General features: G+C 46.5%; 21 protein-coding genes. 8 read left to right on the top strand and 13 right to left on the bottom strand.

Annotated features, from left to right (window positions below; translation table 11 throughout):
• Together ACUUHJ_RS12590 and ACUUHJ_RS12585 are read right to left on the bottom strand one after the other, a co-directional pair.
• Entirely contained in the window at positions 1 to 1863 is a 1863-nt protein-coding gene (locus ACUUHJ_RS12590) for a stalk domain-containing protein (protein ID WP_472299032.1), read from the bottom strand.
• Positions 1864 to 2060: 197 nt separating this feature from the next.
• A complete protein-coding gene (locus tag ACUUHJ_RS12585) occupies positions 2061 to 3020 on the bottom strand; it encodes a substrate-binding domain-containing protein (protein ID WP_472299031.1) in 960 nt (319 codons plus the stop codon).
• A 143-nt stretch (positions 3021 to 3163) separates the two neighbouring features.
• On the opposite strand from ACUUHJ_RS12585, the gene modA reads away from it, so the two are divergent.
• Genes modA through ACUUHJ_RS12570 form a run of 3 tightly spaced genes read left to right on the top strand, consistent with a single transcriptional unit; the run spans position 3164 to position 5360 of the window.
• The gene (gene modA, locus ACUUHJ_RS12580; protein WP_289677552.1) at positions 3164 to 3961 is read left to right on the top strand and encodes a molybdate ABC transporter substrate-binding protein; all 798 of its coding nucleotides are present in this window, start codon (positions 3164 to 3166) and stop codon (positions 3959 to 3961) included.
• 30 nt (positions 3962 to 3991) lie between these two features.
• Positions 3992 to 4678 carry a molybdate ABC transporter permease subunit gene (modB, locus tag ACUUHJ_RS12575; protein ID WP_172138872.1) on the top strand — a complete coding sequence of 229 codons (687 nt, stop codon included), beginning with the start codon at positions 3992 to 3994 and terminating at the stop codon, positions 4676 to 4678.
• A gap of 16 nt (positions 4679 to 4694) precedes the next feature.
• Positions 4695 to 5360, top strand: a complete 666-nt coding sequence (locus tag ACUUHJ_RS12570; protein ID WP_472299030.1) for an ABC transporter ATP-binding protein — start codon at positions 4695 to 4697, stop codon at positions 5358 to 5360.
• Positions 5361 to 5389: 29 nt separating this feature from the next.
• On the opposite strand, the gene ACUUHJ_RS12565 is transcribed toward ACUUHJ_RS12570, so the two are convergent.
• On the bottom strand, positions 5390 to 6154 hold the full coding sequence (locus ACUUHJ_RS12565) for a LamB/YcsF family protein (protein ID WP_173604287.1): 765 nt from the start codon (positions 6152 to 6154) through the stop codon (positions 5390 to 5392).
• Between the two features lie 143 nt (positions 6155 to 6297).
• Complete coding sequence (locus ACUUHJ_RS12560) at positions 6298 to 6642, bottom strand: YlbG family protein (RefSeq protein WP_007725782.1); 345 nt, start codon at positions 6640 to 6642, stop codon at positions 6298 to 6300.
• A 74-nt stretch (positions 6643 to 6716) separates the two neighbouring features.
• Between ACUUHJ_RS12560 and ACUUHJ_RS12555 the strand changes: the two genes are divergently transcribed.
• Positions 6717 to 7046, top strand: coding sequence for a hypothetical protein (locus ACUUHJ_RS12555; protein WP_012685983.1), 330 nt, complete (start codon positions 6717 to 6719; stop codon positions 7044 to 7046).
• 1 nt (position 7047) lies between these two features.
• Here the strand turns inward: ACUUHJ_RS12555 and ACUUHJ_RS12550 are convergent, their stop codons facing one another.
• Entirely contained in the window at positions 7048 to 7503 is a 456-nt protein-coding gene (locus ACUUHJ_RS12550; protein WP_012685982.1) for a YlbF/YmcA family competence regulator, read from the bottom strand.
• A 71-nt stretch (positions 7504 to 7574) separates the two neighbouring features.
• Complete coding sequence (locus ACUUHJ_RS12545) at positions 7575 to 9470, bottom strand: hypothetical protein (protein ID WP_472299029.1); 1896 nt, start codon at positions 9468 to 9470, stop codon at positions 7575 to 7577.
• Between the two features lie 61 nt (positions 9471 to 9531).
• Here ACUUHJ_RS12545 and ACUUHJ_RS12540 point away from each other — a divergent pair, with 61 nt between their 5' ends.
• Entirely contained in the window at positions 9532 to 9972 is a 441-nt protein-coding gene (locus ACUUHJ_RS12540) for a protease complex subunit PrcB family protein (protein WP_172137758.1), read from the top strand.
• A gap of 88 nt (positions 9973 to 10060) precedes the next feature.
• Here ACUUHJ_RS12540 and ACUUHJ_RS12535 read toward each other — a convergent pair whose 3' ends face one another.
• A complete protein-coding gene (locus ACUUHJ_RS12535; protein WP_289677546.1) occupies positions 10061 to 10480 on the bottom strand; it encodes a thioredoxin domain-containing protein in 420 nt (139 codons plus the stop codon).
• Between the two features lie 163 nt (positions 10481 to 10643).
• On the opposite strand from ACUUHJ_RS12535, the gene ACUUHJ_RS12530 reads away from it, so the two are divergent.
• The 3 genes from ACUUHJ_RS12530 to ACUUHJ_RS12520 all read left to right on the top strand — a co-directional run bounded on the left by ACUUHJ_RS12530 (position 10644) and on the right by ACUUHJ_RS12520 (position 13499).
• Entirely contained in the window at positions 10644 to 12311 is a 1668-nt protein-coding gene (locus ACUUHJ_RS12530) for a ribonuclease J (protein WP_472299028.1), read from the top strand.
• A 64-nt stretch (positions 12312 to 12375) separates the two neighbouring features.
• Positions 12376 to 13197: a copper amine oxidase N-terminal domain-containing protein gene (locus tag ACUUHJ_RS12525; RefSeq protein ID WP_472299027.1), complete on the top strand. Its 822-nt coding sequence runs from the start codon at positions 12376 to 12378 to the stop codon at positions 13195 to 13197.
• A 68-nt stretch (positions 13198 to 13265) separates the two neighbouring features.
• Positions 13266 to 13499, top strand: coding sequence for a stalk domain-containing protein (locus tag ACUUHJ_RS12520; protein WP_354142440.1), 234 nt, complete (start codon positions 13266 to 13268; stop codon positions 13497 to 13499).
• A gap of 78 nt (positions 13500 to 13577) precedes the next feature.
• Here the strand turns inward: ACUUHJ_RS12520 and ACUUHJ_RS12515 are convergent, their stop codons facing one another.
• The 6 genes from ACUUHJ_RS12515 to ACUUHJ_RS12490 all read right to left on the bottom strand — a co-directional run bounded on the left by ACUUHJ_RS12515 (position 13578) and on the right by ACUUHJ_RS12490 (position 16849).
• On the bottom strand, positions 13578 to 14147 hold the full coding sequence (locus ACUUHJ_RS12515; RefSeq protein ID WP_012685975.1) for a manganese catalase family protein: 570 nt from the start codon (positions 14145 to 14147) through the stop codon (positions 13578 to 13580).
• Between the two features lie 21 nt (positions 14148 to 14168).
• Positions 14169 to 14441, bottom strand: a complete 273-nt coding sequence (locus tag ACUUHJ_RS12510) for a spore coat protein CotJB (protein WP_289677542.1) — start codon at positions 14439 to 14441, stop codon at positions 14169 to 14171.
• Entirely contained in the window at positions 14438 to 14665 is a 228-nt protein-coding gene (locus ACUUHJ_RS12505; RefSeq protein WP_012685974.1) for a spore coat associated protein CotJA, read from the bottom strand. The genes ACUUHJ_RS12510 and ACUUHJ_RS12505 overlap by 4 nt, the downstream gene beginning before the upstream one ends.
• Positions 14666 to 14836: 171 nt before the next feature.
• Positions 14837 to 15709: a cupredoxin domain-containing protein gene (locus ACUUHJ_RS12500; RefSeq protein ID WP_472301180.1), complete on the bottom strand. Its 873-nt coding sequence runs from the start codon at positions 15707 to 15709 to the stop codon at positions 14837 to 14839.
• 162 nt (positions 15710 to 15871) lie between these two features.
• Positions 15872 to 16195, bottom strand: coding sequence for a metal-sensitive transcriptional regulator (locus tag ACUUHJ_RS12495; protein WP_289677539.1), 324 nt, complete (start codon positions 16193 to 16195; stop codon positions 15872 to 15874).
• A 36-nt stretch (positions 16196 to 16231) separates the two neighbouring features.
• A complete protein-coding gene (locus ACUUHJ_RS12490; RefSeq protein ID WP_472301178.1) occupies positions 16232 to 16849 on the bottom strand; it encodes a nitrite reductase in 618 nt (205 codons plus the stop codon).
• Between the last annotated feature and the right edge of the window lie 30 nt (positions 16850 to 16879).

Genomic DNA, 16879 nt, shown 5'->3' with positions numbered 1-16879 from the left:
TCATTTCTGCCCCTTTCCAATCGTTGGGTAGGTATTGATCTTTACCGTTTTTAGTTGTTGATTATACTCCGTCTCATATCCCAATGCTTTTTCAAAAAAGGTCAGTGGAACCATCGTACGTTCTTTGATTTCAATTAGCGGGCTGCCTAAATCTATTCGCTTGCCATCAACTTCAGCAAAGCGCTCCCGCTCCTTTATAAATACTTCGCGTCCATTTCCTTTTACGCGGATCATTTGTTTCTTGTCGTCCCAGCTAATCGCTACTCCCATTTTCTCGCCGAGCTCACGCAACGGAATATAAACCGTATTGTGGGTGACCCGAGCAGGAATCGATGGATAAAAGCTCATGTTATTGATGATTGTGGTGATATAAGGTTCCAGTTGTACGGCACCAAAGCCATTCTTATTTGCACTATTGGTATACAGGGTGAAATATTTGGCTTCCCCTTGCAAGGTTTGTCCAAGCGCCTGATCGAGATGCTCTGCACCAATGACACTGCCATGATAATTTTGCTGGATGCGCTGTAAGAATCGCTTATAGGCATCGTCACCGATTTTGCGGCGCAGGTTGTCGAACAGGAGTGCCCCCCGGGAATACCAGGTCAGCTTAAACTCTTCTTCGGTAGAAAACTTCTGCAATGGTTTGTCGAGCTTTCCATTTGGATAACGCTCTTGTAAACGCTTGACATCCCGGTTGTACGTATCCAGCAGAGTCGTAGCTGATTGGGCACCATAACGCTTCTGCAAGTAATGGGACACACCCAGCTCCACCAGCCCCTCATCAAGCCACCCATGCGAGGACTCCAATGTAGCCACACTGTTGTACCACCAAAGATGCCCTACCTCATGCGGCAGCCAATGATCAATCAGATTGTTGTAATGCATGTCTCTTTTGAATACGGCGAGGTTTGCGTATTCCATGGCGTACGTCGTCCCCGTACTTGTTTCCGCAATCGCCACGTTCGGATACGGCAACGGCCCATACATATCGATGAAAGTAGGAAAGACCGATTGAGCAATGGCTTTGATTCTTTCAATGTTGCCTTTATCAACGGAAGCAATGTCAACCGTTAAATTCGGAGCAAATTGAATCGTTTCAATGTGATAAAGAGGACTTCCCACCAGTCCAAAGTTCAACAGTTTTTTTGCTTGATAATGGACTTGCTGCTTATTGCCACCGATTGACTTCGTTTGCCCTCTGCCCCATGAACTGACCCATTTGTATCCCTGTGGAGAAGTAAATGACACATCATAATCTCCATAGTGGTAAACGAATGGATCACCAAAATCAACGCGTTGCGGTGGGTCATACCAAACGCCTTTTTGGTTTTGGGCACCGAGCATCGGGTACCATGTCGTCAACGTCCAAATATCGTCTTTCACCCCAAAACGTGTGCCTCTGCGTGGAACCGGGTTCTCGAATTCAATGGTTAAAGCGCCACGAAGCTCCTTGCCAAGCGGATTTGCCAGCTTCACCAGCGATTGACCACGTTCAAAAGAAAGCGGCTTGTCCTTGTAGCGAATCGACTTCACCGTCATTTTGTTCCAAAGGTAATCGTAAATATACAATCGTACATCTGGCGTTTTCGGATTGTCGAACTCCAAGGTCATGTTTCCGGTTATTTTTGCTTCGGACGTATGTAATTCAGCTTGAATCTTATAGTCAGGGTTCAAATCCTTAACATAAGACGGCAGAGGCGGATCATAGGAAAATGGATCAACGAACTTTTGCGCCTCCTCAGGTGATTGATTCATGGCAATGATTTGAGAAATAGCTGGCCAATACGCGACGACTCCAACTGAGCCAAAAAAAATGAGGATCGTCACACATACTAGTAAGCTCGTTTTATGTAGTGATTTCATGACAGCCCCCAAATAATAAACCGCCCGGCGGCAGGCGCTAAATGTTTTTGTTTCATTGTAGCAAATATATGTCAAACTGAGTAGAAATTCAGGAGATTCTGTAGAGAAACCGCCATATTTGACAATGATCTCATCTGCTGAAAATAAAAAAAGCCGCCACTCATTGTATCGTAAGGATTGGCAGCTTTCTTTAGTATTTACCAGGTTTCGTACATAATTTTTCCGGTCTGGCTAAGATCATAGCCCCCGACTGCTTCCAATTCCTTTTGAAATGGACGCGACCCGAGAACATCAAGAACAGCCTGAATGAGCTGCTCGTTTTCCTTGTTTTTCAACAAGACGAGGTCATATCGCTCACACACAGTTGGGACAAACTCCACTCCCACGAGTGAAGCCGCCTTTTCAATGCCCACTCCTACATCTGCTTCGCGCCGGGCCACGACTCCTGCGACTGCCAGATGATTGGACTCTTCCCGTTCATAGCCAATCACGTCACTCCCCGCTATCTTTGCCAGTCGAAACTGCTCTTCAATCAACGTGCGTGCACCGGACCCTTTTTCCCGATTGACCATGCGAATGCTCGGCTTCGTAAAATCACTCCATGCTTTGATCTGTTTTGGATTGCCTGCCTGAACGTAGAATCCGGCCCAACGTGACAACATATGGATGACAACAAAACGATGTCCACACAAAATGCGACGAATATACGGGACATTGTATTCATTGGTATCCCCATCGTACAAGTGCGTGCTGACGATATCAGCCTTACCCGTATACATCGCCACGAGGCTGTTCAGTGAGCCCACGTACGAGCGAAGCGGTCGGTATGCCTCATCCTTTTTCTCCAAATGCCCCGCCAGTAGGTCCAAGCTCACATCCTGTCCGCTAATAATGATATTGCGGCCTGTACCAGTCTGCTCATATCGTGCCGATTGTTGGGCTTGTCCTGTCTGCGGGATGCTGACGGCTGAGGCTTGTCTGTATTCTCCCTTTGCCTTCGCCTTGTACGCTTCCAGATCGCTTTCGTCTACGCGCATTTGCCGACCTACGCGATATGCGGGCAGCTCTCCTTTTTTTATGAGATCGTAGACCGTCAGCTTGGAAATACGTAAAATTTTCGCTATTTCTTCGGTGGTGTAAGAATTTTGTTGACTCATGTCCCGCCTCCGTTATCCCCTTTGCTCTATTGTCAAACAAGTGTCGTAAAATCGCAATTGATTATTCATTACGAATCCATATAATCTAGTTATGTCCAGTTATAATTACATATAACTAAATATAATTATGGAGGTCCTTTTTTATGAAGAAGCACTGGTTTGCCATATTGACAGCATTTTGCTTAATGCTAACGGCTTGCTCGACGACACAAACCGCACCACAAGCAAGTGAGCCGACCAAAACCGATGCAGCAAAGGTAGAACTGATGATTTCTGCTGCTGCTAGCTTGACGGATGCCTTGAATGAGTTGAAAACGCAATACGAAACGGAACACCCGGGAACAACCCTCACCTTTAACTTCGGAGGCTCGGGCAAACTCGCCACACAAATTACGCAAGGTGCTCCGTCTGACGTATTTTTGTCTGCTAGTAAAAAAGACATGGACGGTCTAGAGGAACAGCAACTGATCGCCAAAGACACACGCCAAGACTTCACGAAAAACTCGCTTGTGCTCATTGCAGGTAACAAAAGTGCTGTCTCTATCTCTTCTTTTGAAGAGCTGAACAACGCAGCGATCAAGCATATTGCCGTCGGCGAGCCTGAGACAGTACCCGCTGGGCGATATGCGAAAGAAACATTGGATACGCTGAAAATGTGGGATTCTCTTTCAGCACAAATGGTATTTGGCAGCGATGTTCGCCAAGTTTTGACCTTCGTAGAATCCGGTAACGCCGATGTCGGTATTGTCTATTCCAGTGATGCTGCCGCTTCGAAAGATGTTAAGATATTGGCGACAGCCAAGCCTGAATGGCACAAGCCGATCGTTTATCCAGGTGCGGTCGTCAGCGCATCGAAGAACCAAGATGCAGCAAAAGCTTTTCTAGCCTACTTGACAAGCGACAAAGGAAAAGCGATCTTACAGAAGTACGGGTTTCAATAAACGAACGGAATCGAATGGGAGGTGGCAAGCGTGATTGAAACCAATCTTACTCCATTGATGCTCTCCCTTAAAGTAGCTGCGCTCTCCACCTCCTTTGTTTTTATCCTCGGGATGGTTTCTGCAAGGTGGATGACACAAAAGGATTTTTGGGGAAAGAATGTGCTGGAGTCCTTCTTTTTGCTTCCGCTTGTTCTCCCCCCCACTGTTGTTGGCTTCGGTCTGCTGCTGCTTTTTGGGAAAAACGGTTTTCTCGGTCAGCTTCTGCATGATTGGTTCAATATTACCGTCGTCTTTACGCTGACAGGAGCCGTTATTGCCTCGATTGTCGTTTCCTTTCCGCTGATGTATCAAAGTGCAGTCGCTGCCTTCACAGGAGTGGATCGTCGTTTGGAGAATGCGGCACGCACGATGGGGGCGTCGGAATGGCGTTTATTCTGGACCGTTACCTTTCCCTTGGCTTGGCCTGGCCTGTTGGCTGGGTTTGTTCTTTCTTTTGCCCGTGGTTTAGGGGAGTTTGGTGCTACGCTGATGCTCGCAGGCTACATCCCTGGGAAAACCGATACGATTCCCGTCGCCATTTATTTTGCTGTTGAGGCTGGTCAAATGGATAAGGCATTGTTTTGGGTCATCATTATTGTTTCCTTGGGGATGGGTACGACTCTCTGGCTGAATTGGTGGAGTCGTCGCAATGTGCGCAGGTACGCCAATCAAAAGTAAGGCAGGTGAATGGTAATTGCTCTTTCTCGACATACAGAAGCGTTTGCCTGATTTTATTTTGGATGTGTCCTTTACGGTGCAAAAAGAAATTGCTGTGCTGTTTGGACCATCCGGCTCTGGTAAAACAACGATATTGAACAGTATTGCAGGTCTGGTTCATCCTGATACTGGCGTGATCCAATTAAACGAGAACGTCTTTTATCGTGAAGGACAGAAGCCGCTTCCTGTACAAAAACGCAGCATCGGGTATTTATTTCAAGATTACGCACTGTTCCCTCACATGACCGTCGAGCAAAATGTTCGATACGGCTTAAAAAAGGGGCATGAACTGAATTTGGCTCCATTGTTATCCTCAGTGGGAATCGATCATCTGTTGCAAAAATATCCTCACCAGTTATCCGGGGGACAAAAACAACGGGTGGCACTCGTACGTGCACTTGCGACTGAACCAGACATTCTGCTCCTTGATGAGCCTTTATCGGCGCTGGACGCGGATACGCGTAAACAATGCCAGGATGAGTTGCTTCGCCTTCACGCCATGTGGAACATCCCTTTTCTGCTGGTCACCCATGATCGTGAAGAAGCCGAGAAGCTCGCTGATGTCATTTTCCTGATCGATAATGGCTCAATCAAAGAACGGAAAAATGTAAAAAGCCATTCAGCAACGTCCATTTCCCGATAATGGGATGGCATTGCTGGATGGCTTTTTACCTATCGAGCTGTGATTGGTTCAATTTTTACATCGTTTTGTTTTGCCCACTTATGTACTTCGCCGAGGAATTGCAGGACGTCATGGCTCTCGTGATGGACACAAAGTGTATCAGCCGCCAAGTCAATGTGCTCGCCATTGACCGTCATTACTCTTTGTTTTAAAACGAGCTGACGTGTCTGCTCCATGCGTTCTTCCTTGCTGATCAGCACGCTTCCTTCCAGATCACGCGGCGCCAATCGACCATTCGGCAAATAAGCCCGCTCTGCAAATACTTCCTCTGCCACCTGAAGCCCGTGTTCCAAGCCAGCCTCTACGAGCTTACTGCCAGAGAGTGCATAGAGGATCAGATCTTCGTCAATATCTGCAATGGCTTGGACAACCGCTTCGGCGAGCTCTGGCCGCTCGGCCGCTTCGTTATATAGCGCACCATGCAATTTCACATGGTGAAGCTCCCCGCCGAGTGCTTTTGTAGTCCCTGCCAAGGCTGCAATTTGATACAACACCAGCTCATACACTTCATTGACAGACAAGTTCATCGAACGACGTCCGAAGCCTTGAATATCTGCATAGCCGGGATGTGCCCCGATTTTCACATCATGCCTGAGTGCGGCTTCGATTGTTCTGCAAATAATATGGGGATCCCCTGCATGCAATCCGCAAGCAATATTAACGGAGGTGATCCATTTCATAATCCCCAAATCCTCTGATTGTCGACCTCTGCTGAAGCCCTCTGCCATATCGCAGTTAATATCCAGATGAATCATGTATGCTCACCTTTCTTTCGCTACTCTATCTTTTGAAAACGCATTCATACGCGTGTCTTCTCGTTTTCTTCCACTTTAGCATACCATGTACGCCAGTTTAACAAAAGCAAAAAAGCTGCCGAAAAATGGCAGCTTATGAACAACTATGTCGAACCAACGGTTGCTTGACTGCTTTCTTCTGTCTGTAAGGTCTCTGCTAGTGCCATTACCTGGTTCTTTTCTTGTTTATAATCGTATTCCTTTGCCTTATCCGGTCTGGCATTGTTGTACTCTACCGGGATCTCATGGCGATGGGAACGTTCAATTTTCGTTACAAAGTGCAGCTTTTCCATAATGCGTATCGTTTCGTCCAACAAATTGGCATCCACATACATCGAAACGTAATTTAAGCGCTTGGAGATGTAATGAATGGTGCCAAATTTGCGTAAATTTTTGGCGGCACGCGTGTTTTTCACCCACACGGCGACCCCCAGACGTCGCTCTCTCATGTTTTGCCGTCGGTCTCCTTCCTAATCGTGGTATACTTACTGGTGAAAGCTTATGCAGAAAGGAATCGTGGTCTATGCTGGCTACGTTTTATCATCAATTCGAGGAAGCGCTTCACCGCGAAAAAATCGTGACCCATAGCAGTTGGCAAACCTATGCGGGCCAGCTCTTTTTCTATGTATGCAGTACGCTCCCTGCTCCTCTGCTTACAAACCAGCTCATGGAAACAGGAGAGCGCCTGACCACTGATACCAAATTACAGCCAGAATGCATTTACGTGCGTTCTGATGACGTGCAGCATGTGTATCGCTTCCGCTTTCGCGTACCTGACGAAAAACAGTTTTGCTGCGGCAATCTTTGTGAAGACTGCTTTCTGCTACGCCAAAATGAATCGGGAACAGCGTAAATTACGATGGCTTTTTCACGCTACAGCCACAGCTTCCGCCTGTTCCGCAACCGCTGCCCTGCGCCTCTAAAAATGGATTGTTGCTCGGAACCTTGATCGTTTCCGAGACGGAATGAGCAATGGTTCTACTCACCTGATACAAGAGCTCATCCAGAGCATCCTCTGCTCGCTTGAACGCCTGTACGGAATCCCTCAGTTCAATGTTGCGCTTCAGTTCCCGTACTTCTTTGGATATATGATTGTAATCCGGGTGATACTTCCCGAACCGTTGCACATCTTCGTACTGTTCCTTCTTAGCCTCGAACACGACGAGCAGACGTTGCACTTCCTCATCTGCTTCCATTTGGCGTTTGGCCTCCAGATACTCCGAGACCTCGCGCGATTGGTTAATCATTGTGGACAGCTCATGAGAACCCATGATCAACTGCGTCATATCCACTGCTTCCAATGTTTCCATAAAGCGAGACCTCCTTTCGCCGCAAAGCTTGAAACTTTACGTCATTCCTGATTGTATCACGATGCACACCCTTAGTACAGATATTCGGGCACTACAATGCGCACTCGCTCGATGCTATCGAGACGGTAACACTGTTTGCCTCCCTGTCCAGCAATCGTAACCATCCAGTACCCCATTTCCAGGCGTACTTCTGTCGGTAGCCCACGCAGCTTATCTTTTCCACCTTGCTGGATCTCGACTTCCAGCTTCAGTTCGATTGCGCGCTTAAACAAATCCCGCATGGATTGTGGATGATACGATTGAAAATGCTTCGTCCACATTTTTGGAAGCGCTGCGATTTGCTCATTTTGCTCAGGGAACGTGTTTTCTATAGCATAACCGTCCCAAGGCCGTTCGATGAGAAGCAAGCCCTTATTCCCCGCGTGACTGTTTGGGAGTGGCTGGAGCTCTTTACTTGCACTAGCAATATGTGATAGCACTTGCGGCTCATAACCAAACTGTCGTAGTAAACGGATTAATTCTTTTTCCTGCGAGAACGGAATCAAAAAAGTAGTGGGCGAGACTATTTGGGTAAGAAATGGACGAAAGTCAGGAATTTCGCGCCATTCCTCCAGAAATCCGGCATGTGCTGTCCGCACGAGGAAGTACGGCTCCATTTGAATCTGCCTCGCTGTTCTCGCCCATTGACTCACAACCTCAACCAAGCTCTCAGGCAACGGATGAACACAGGAGGCTCGGAGCTTTTCAATGACTTGCTCCTCCGTCCCTCCTTGAGCCAAATACGCTTGCAACAGCCTTGCTTGCAATTCACCCCGAATCAACTGCCCATCAAATTGGAGCTGGCAAAATTGACTGATCTCCCATACATCCAGCAACGGGACAAGCGGAGGGATTGTAATGGCACCTGTGGGGTCCACAAACCAGCCTTCCTCTGACGATAATCGCGGCAAGCTGCTCCAACGCCAAAAAATCCCACGCTCCTCGTCCATTCCGAGCTGAATCCATCCCATGCCTAACAATATATGCAGCCATTGCACCACAATCAGCTCCTCCGCATTGTCTGGCAAAGGAAATCCTGCTTCTTTTAGCATGCGTAATTGTTCATGAATGGAACACCACTGCTCGACAGGAACCTGTTTCATCAATTGAATGAAAAATTCCCACCAGTCACCATGCGGCAAAAATTGTTCCATGACGAGTTGATACAGCTCTTCCCAACGTACGAGCGGCGGTTGATGCAGCCATTGCTTCGTTCGATGGAGATCGAGTACGAGTTCTCGCTCCTCCCTATACACCAGGCCAAGTCTGAGCGCAATATCAAGAACAACCGTCAAGGATAAGCCCTCTCTTTGTTCCTGATCGAGCGGCGGAATCAAGATTCCTTTTACATGCTCGTCTGTAAACGAGAGTAGCGGCAGCATTTTTTGCGACATCCTGCGATGAATGCTTCCTTTTTGCGTAATGGGAATGTGGTTGTCTCGAACAAACAACAAAAGCCCAAAAAGATCCAGCTGTATCCCTCTGCCTGCTGATATATAATAAGGGAGCGTTTTTGAAAGAGAAACAAAAGCCTGAGAGGCTTCCGGCAGCATTTGATTCGTCAACTGTTCCCGAACCTCTTGTGGCATCAAATAGCCGATTTCACTCCACATTTTCCGTACAGTCAAGATCAGTCCAAGCCGTCGCAATTTCGTCAAGCCGACTGACAGATGCCTGTGCTCTTTTGCCGTTTCGCGTTCCCACGTTCGTTTGCTAAAAAAGCCTCTCGTCGCTTTGGTTACGAAAAGCCGGATAACGGCTCGTTCCAGCTCATCTGCCTGTTCCCATGCTTGGCCAATAAAAACGGGGTCCAATAATCTCGCCGTTAAATCTTGCTCTTCGGCAATCTGATATCGTTTGGTTTGTTCATGTAGAATCGCTTGTCGCGTTGATTCGGACAGGTATTCCAGCGAATCCTTCACACGCACGCCTGTCACCTCAGTCTATATGATGATCGATTCATTACTTTTACCAATTGGAGGGATCTTGATGTTGCAAGTATTTCCTAGTTTACTCTTAACCGCAACCTTGGCAGTAACCGGTACACAAGTCTTGTCACCTCAACATCCTATCGTATCTGAGCCTGTGGCGAAAGAGGCTGTACAAGCCAATGCTGGTTATGAGGCCGTTGCTGCTCCCTATCCACCGGCTGTGCAGGAAGCTTTGAAGACAGTTCGAAAAAATGGCGGACACACTATTGTTCGTGCCAATGGAAAATCCTATGTAGTCGTGGGTGCAGGACAGCGCCCTACAGGAGGATATCGTTTAGTGGCGGACCAAGTCAAGCGGACTGGCCCTCATGACTTCGCCGTACACGTTCGGGTACAAGCACCAGCTCCAGGTTCGATGAAAATCCAAGTCATCAGCTATCCGACTTTGGTGATTGCCCTGCCAGACCAGCAAGCAAAAGTCAGCGTGCTCATGCGCTAGTCTATTCACGAAAAAAGCCGACAGTTCGAAAGCCACAAGGCGCATCGAAGTCGGCTTTTTTCCTTTTCCCAACAGTTACCCTTGCTTATCAGGGCTTTACCTCAATGGAAAAGCTCTCTGCTACACCATACGACTCGTGGTTATTATGTGCCAATTCTACCTTGACCTCATGCTTCCCAGCAGGGATATCCTTCATGACATAGCTAGGCTCAAATACTTTGGCGATTTTTTTGCCATCGAGGTACAAATGAACATGGCCTTCCCCGTGCTTGTTTTCTTTCCCCATGTTTTCGAGGGAAAAAGAAAAGTTCGTTACGGCCAATTTGAGTTGCAAATCATCTTTTACAAGGGTATGCGTCACAGCGAGTGTCGGTGCTGCATGATGAGCGTGCGACTCGTCTGCTACCGCTTCGGTTTGCGCTTGTTGGTTCGCGTACACAAACCATTCCACACCAGCCGCAATCGCAATCAATAGAAACAAGCGGAAAAGAAATCGTTTGGTTTTCACCGGAGCTGCTCCCTTCCAAAATGAGTCTTACCCCAGTGTGCCCGACTCCTGACTGCTTCATTCATCCATTTTTGCCTCTTGATCTCACCTGTTATCCATACATACTCAGCATTCCAATAGGTAAAAGTAACCACAAGATCCTTTAGGGAGGTCATTACAGCGTATGAATGCATGGAATGAAACTCTTTCTATTTTTGCTTTAGGAGGAGTATATGAAATCGGCAAAAACATGTATGGGATTCAATATGGGGATGAAATTGTCCTCATCGATTGTGGCTCGAAGTTTCCGGATGAGAGTTATTTAGGAATTGATCTGATCATACCGGACATTAGTTATCTGCTAGAAAATCAAGAAAAAGTACGTGCCTTGATCGTCACGCATGGGCATGAGGATCACATTGGGGGTATCCCATATTTTTTGCGACAATTATACGTCCCTGTTTACGGTACCCGCTTAACGTTAGGTCTTATCGAATTAAAGCTGAAGGAGCATAATTTGCTTCATCAGTCCACCCTCATCTCCATCGATCGTGACTCTACCATTTCATTTGGCTCGCTCACAATCAGCTTTTTTCAGACGAACCATAGTATTCCAGATTGCTTGGGTGTTGTATTTGAAACAAAAGCAGGCGCTATTGTGCATACGGGCGATTTTAAATTTGATTTAACACCTGTGCATAAGCAATCCCCCGATTTGCACAGAATGGCTGAAATCGGGCAGAAAGGTGTATTGGCCTTGTTGTCGGAGAGTACCAATGCAGAGCGCCCAGGCTTTACTCCATCAGAAAAACACGTGGGCGATCGTTTATTAGAAGCATTCAGTAAGGCACAGCAAAAAATATTTGTCTCGACGTTTGCCTCCAATGTATATCGGCTCCAACAAGTCATTGATGCCGTAGAAGCGACGAATCGAAAGCTGGCATTATTGGGTCGAAGCATGGTCAATGTGGTCAAAATCGCTTCGGAACAAGGCTATTTGCATATACCAGAAGGCATGCTGGTGGAAATAGAAGAAGTGGGCGAGCTCGATCCGGCCTGTGTCGCTATTCTATGCACTGGAAGTCAAGGCGAACCCATGGCTGCTTTATCACGGTTGTCGACCTCCGGGTATCGGCACGTAAAAGTAGAACGCGGCGATACCGTCATCCTCTCTTCTTCCCCCATTCCAGGGAACGAACGAAATGTAGCGCGCATCGTCGACAACTTGTTTATTATGGGAGCCAACGTTATATATGGCTCTGGAACTGGCATGCATGTATCCGGTCATGGCTTTCAGGAAGAATTGAAGCTCATGCTCACTCTCATGAAGCCACAATACTTTATCCCCATTCACGGCGAGTATCGGATGCTCCATCAACATCGTCAGTTGGCTGAATCCGTCGGCGTTGATTTTGAGTCCATTTTCATAATAAATAACGGGGATGTCGTGGATATTCAGGATGGTGTGGCTGTGCAAGAAAGAAAAATCCCTGCTGGCAATACCTTGGTGGATGGTTTAGGAATCGGGGATGTAGGGAATGGAATATTACGGGATCGCAAACATCTTTCGGAAGATGGCATTCTCGTAATCGTTGTGACGCGCAGTAAAACTGACGGCAAAATTTTGTCGGGTCCTGACCTTATTTCTCGCGGATTCATTCATGCCCCCGAATCAGAGGGCCTGTTGGAAGAAGCGACTCGCCTTGCATCCGAGGTGATCACCAATTTGCAGGAAGCGAATGTGAGTCAGTGGAACCGCCTGAAGCAAGGAATGCGGGATTCAATTGGGAAATTCGTGTATACCAAAACAAAGCGCAGACCCATGATCCTGCCGATTATTATGGATGTGTGAGGGAAAAGCCTTCTTTTAGGAGGGCTTTTCCAGCATGTTATTTTCAATCTTGGGGTGATTTGAAATGGTGAAAATGGTTAGACTTTTAGCGTGCTTTCTTGCAATCTTTTTTATTTTCTTTGCTTCAGTTCCAGAGTCTGAAGGGGCAGAACTCAAGGCAAATGTCATTGTAGATTCAATGATTTATGGAAGATCAGAGGACAACAACACGTTTTTTATTTATGCCCTATTACTTAATCTAGGTGAAGCAACCGCTACAAATTTTAGCTACGCAGGTCTCTCATTTGAGGGCAAAAACGGAATGGACCACTTCTACCCCGAAACTAGCCACACTGTTATCAATTCATCGTTGAAGCTAGAGCCGGGACATTTTGTAGAAGCAAAATTTGAACTGCCCTTAGATTTTATTGATTCTAGGTTTAAAAACATAAATGACATCAGAAAAATTAGTATTTTGATTATCCGCGATAACTCTGCTCCTTATAAAGACGACTCAGCAGTGACTGTGACCGTAAATAATAAAAAGCTTGTGCAACAAACCTTTGTTGAAAATGATGTCACTTATGTTTCCCTTCGCGAGTTAGCCGACGTTCTTGGTGCTACGATCCAGTGGAATGATCCTACCCAAACGGCAACGCTCATCCTGAGAGACAACTTCATGGAATACGATAGACAAATAGTCATACCGGTTGGCAGTGATCGCTTTATTGATCAAGGTCGCGAAACTACTGTGTCGGGAAAAGCGAAGCTGTACAATAACACCACCCTGGTTGTACCTTTACGAGATATTGTAGAAATGCTGGATTACTATGTTGTTTTTGAACATAAAGGGGGTCAGAAAACCATCGTCGTCATTCCGAATGATCTTATCTTTACAGATGAGTAGAGACAAGTTTTCTTTTACGTATGAGAGCTTAGCACCTTATAAAGATACAGCCCTAAGTGTGACAGTTAATAAAGACCTACCCGGGAAGCGCAATTCGGATTACCATTCCAGCAGGAAGTAATCAATTCATAATCAATAATTACCCAGTTACTGCATCGGTAAAAGCAAAGCTGCACAATAATACTATTCTTGTGGTCCCGTTACGAGAAGTTGCAGAAATGTTAGAGTGCGAGGTTATTTTTGTTCATAAATGGGGGCAGAAATCCATTATAGTGATCCCATACGATTTTAGCGAAGATTAACGACTTCAATCACCTTCGCCAGCTATGGGATAGAATAAATTAGAATAAAGAGAGCCCACCAGCTCTCTTTTTTCACCCTCAAAATATCTTCTTCGCATTCTGCTCTTCCTTCAAAATCTCTACAGCCTCGCGGAAACGCATAGAGTGAACGACTTCCCGCTCCCGCAAAAACTTCAAGCTGTCCTGCAAATCAACATCATCGGTCATGTCGATCAACCATTGATACGTCGCGCGGGCTTTTTCTTCCGCCGCAATATCCTCGTAAAGGTCGGCGATTGGATCGCCCTTGGCAGCGATGTAGGCTGCCGTCCACGGCACACCACTGGCATTGTTGTAAAAGAGCGCCCGATCATGATTGGCGTAATGCTCACCCAGTCCCGCTTCCTTTAACTCTTCCACAGTCGCGTCTTTGGTCAGCTTATACACCATCGTGGCAATCATTTCGAGATGCGCAAATTCTTCGGTAGCGATATCCGTTAATAATCCGACCACTTTATTCGGGATCGTATACCGCTGATTCATATAGCGCAGAGCGGCTGCTAGCTCTCCATCCGCCCCTCCGTATTGTTCAATCAAATATTTCGCCATTCTCACATCGCACTTACTGACACGAACCGGATACTGCAGTTTTTTTTCATAGATCCACATCGGTTTCGTTATCCCTCTCTTCTAAACTTGCCAAGGCCATGGATCATCATTCCACTGCCACGGATAGCCTGAATAGCTACGGCCAAGATTTTGCAGAGGCCCGTACAAATTCTCATATTCGTTTGCCAAAACCCAGCGTTGCTCCGTTAAATCATTAAACTGCTGGAGCGCATTCTGATCGGTAGGATGCGTATCTAAATAAAGATTGAGCTCTACCAGTACAAAATCGATCGCTTGTAGCTGTTCAAGCAATGCGTAATATTGTTCGTCGCCAAATCTATTTTCAGCTGTCATGAGTGCCCCCTCCCCAAATGACTCAGTCTGGGATCATAGGGGCTAAAAAGTGCCGGCCATAACGTACCTAATTTCAACGCTTCCATCGGGCTATATTGTGGTAAGTTCTCCGGCTGAAAGGTCATGAACAGCTGAGGGGGGACCTGGTACGTCTTCACCCGAATTGGCGGACATGGATCGAAGGGACCAACGTACGGAAAGTAGTCGCGTGTTTGCGAATGCAATGCCAATATCCTCCTCCAACTTGCAATGTCTGTTCCTTCATGACTACACTATGCAGCCCACCCAGTAGGCGTGATTGCTATCCCAAAAAGAAAAACCGCTCTCCGTATATAAGGAAAGCGGTTAACAACTTTTCGTATTTTATCATGCAGCAGATCCTCCCTATCTGTACTTCATCCCGTCACTTGCAAGCTACCAATCATGCCGCTTTCTTTGTGTCCCGGGATCGTACAATAAAATTCATAGGTTCCCTCCTCCAATGCCTTCCACACTGTTTCAACAGACTCTCCCGGTTTGGCATGCAAGTGAACCACACCCTCAGCCATTCCTCCATGCTGATGTTCGCTGCTTGATTCTGAAATCGTTACAATTTTCCCATACGAGACAACCTGAATATCGTGCTCTACATTGCCATCATTTTGAAAGACGACTTTGATCTCCGTATCTTTTTCAACAGTAAAGTGGTTCGGTTTATAAGAAAAGTCGACGGCTGTGAGGTTGATTTCTGTCGTGGGATCACCAGCATAAAGAGCCGGGGATGGAAACGGTAATGATTGATACCAGAAGAAGACAGCGAGGAGCAATATAGCTGGAGTGCTTGGATGATGAAAAAAGGAGGACCACTTCGTTTCTTTTTTATGAAAATCAATCAGCTTGGCTACGAGCAGCATACATACGGTATAGAGCATGACGAAAACAAACAGGAGGGGCTCTACTTTTACACTGGGAACCATTTCTCCCAGCATCGCGCCCATCATCCCGCCCATGACGCCCGATAAAATTCCTTCTACAATACTCAGCATCGACAATGGAACGCCTAGCAGAATCCCAGCCAGTCCACCTGCCAGCATTCCCCACATAGTGGATAAATAAAGGTCTCCCTTGTAAACATCGCCGAAGATCAACCCTCCGATCAGGCCAATCATCATACTGACAGACATCGTGCTCATCATGCCTTGCATATGATCGATTCTTTGCTTTCGTCGCCAAATAAACCATGTGAAGCAAGCATAAGCGAAACTGACGTAGATCAAGACCTGATACACCGCGCTCAAGATACCACCCCCGAGTATGTTCCTCTCCTTGTAAAGTATGTCCTCCTCCAACAAAATAGGACAAAACGAACGCGAAAACCCTCTGACTACTGTCGAGAGGGCTCATACATTTTCTTATTTCGCCATTATAAAAAAGCTTCATTTCTGAAGCTTTTATTTCATCAGCTTATTCATCGTGGTTAACAGCTCGTCAATGACTGCGCTGTCCCCTTCTTGGATGCGTTCTATCACACAGGATTTCATATGTCCTTCCAAAAGGATACGTCCCACTGAATTTAAGGCGGATTGTACCGCAGCTATTTGATTCAAGACATCATCACAATAAGCATCCTTTTCCACCATGCCTTTAATCCCGCGAATCTGTCCTTCAATCCGATTAAGACGCGCCTGCAAGTTTTGCTTGGTTTTTTCCGAATGATGACTGTTTCGATCAGATGTATGACATGACTGTACAATGTTCAGTTCTGCACTTGACAATGCGATTCCTCCTCTAATCATCCTCGTAAACACCTGTCAGGAAGTTAGCCCCAATTCCTTTCGAACATTTTCCAATCCATATCGCTCGACAAACTTGAAAAACTTCTCTCTCTTTTTCCCTTGTGTCTGATACAGTGAAATGATGCTTTGGACGATGGAGGATAATTGTTCTTCCTTCACCTGCTCGACCAGGAGCTCGGCTGTTCTGGCCTCCATTGTTTTCGATTGTCCTCCGACGTAGATTTCAAAGGTTTCTTTTCGCTTGACGATCCCGATATCTTTTACCAACGGCTCCCCACAGGCATTTGGGCAGCCCGTATAACCGACTCTCATCGTAAAAGGAACGGCCATGCCTGCTATCGTATCATTCAAATTTCTCGCTGCCTCAAGCCCTTCAATCTCTGCTCCTTTGCAAAAAGAACAGACAGACAAATTCTTCACAACAGAACCCGTTTCGTACACGCATAAGCCTTTTTCACGCAGCGCTTTTTTGGCATCCTCAGCCTTCTCTTCATTCATCTCGACAATCAGCTGCTGAAATATCGACAGTTCAATTTGTGCATCCTCGCCAACGATTTGACCGATCACCACCATTTCTGCTGGAGTAAACACAGAACCGCCGACACGAATTTCTGGACTTACGGCAAACTGCACACGCTTCAAAAGGCATTCCTCCTAGAGTAA

The organism is Brevibacillus schisleri (genome assembly GCF_055685845.1).
The sequence above is the reverse complement of the archived record's forward strand: the minus strand, read 5'-3'. Positions and strand labels throughout refer to the sequence as shown.